At 63.7% G+C, this 812-nt stretch carries 2 protein-coding genes; both read right to left on the bottom strand.

Features of this window, described 5'->3' with window-relative positions; all coding sequences use genetic code 11:
* Positions 1-312, bottom strand: a 312-nt coding sequence (locus tag EOA85_RS36405; RefSeq protein WP_127212810.1) for a class I fructose-bisphosphate aldolase, incomplete at its 3' end; no start/stop codon positions are given.
* Between the two features lie 138 nt (positions 313-450).
* The coding region (gene pgk, locus EOA85_RS36400) for a phosphoglycerate kinase (RefSeq protein WP_127212809.1) at positions 451-812 on the bottom strand (362 nt) is incomplete at its 5' end.

Here is an 812-nt window from a genome sequence, read left to right as displayed (position 1 = left end):
AGGCTTGGCGCCGGCATCGACCTTGATGCCTGGAATGGCGCCGGTCGCCTTGATGATGTCGACCAGCGGCGTGCCGTCGGCGGCCTTCTGGCGGATAGTCTCGTCGTAGAGAATGACGCCGGAGATGTATCTGGTCATCGCCTCCTTGGCGCGGAACATCATCTCGCGATAGTCGCGGCGGCTGTCGGCGGTCGATTCGACGCCGATCACGTCGAAGCGCTTCTTGATGGTGCCGGAGCTTTCGTCGGCGGCCAAAAGACCCTTGCCGTCGGCCACCATCGCGGCGGCAATGTCCTCGAGACGTTCGCTCATTGTGCATCCTCCTGAACCGTTTGTTCCAACCTAGCAGACCACTAGAGCAAGGCAGGTTCAAGTCGAACCATTCCAAGCGGAAAGCTCGAATCGATTGAAACGCGCAAACGCCCCTCGTTCGCCTGTCGCCCCAGGGCCTCAGCGCTTCAGCACATCGACACCGGGCAGCGGCTTGCCTTCCATCCATTCCAGAAAGGCGCCGCCGGCGGTCGAGACATAGGTGAAGTCGTCGGCGACGCCGGCATGGTTGAGTGCTGCCACCGTGTCGCCGCCGCCAGCCACCGAGACCAGTTTGCCGGCCTTGGTGCGGGCGGCGGCGTGCTTGGCTGCCGCCACCGTCGCCCTGTCGAACGGTTCGATCTCGAAGGCGCCGAGCGGACCGTTCCAGACCAGCGTCGCAGCGCGGTCGATCCAGTCGGCAACGGTCTTCACGGTCTTTTCGCCGACATCGAGGATCATCCCGTCGGCCGGCACCTCTGATATGGCGACGGTTTCGGTCT

This window comes from Mesorhizobium sp. M5C.F.Ca.IN.020.29.1.1 (assembly GCF_003997375.1).
Classification (GTDB): Bacteria; Pseudomonadota; Alphaproteobacteria; order Rhizobiales; family Rhizobiaceae; genus Mesorhizobium; species Mesorhizobium wenxiniae.
The sequence above is the reverse complement of the archived record's forward strand: the minus strand, read 5'-3'. Positions and strand labels throughout refer to the sequence as shown.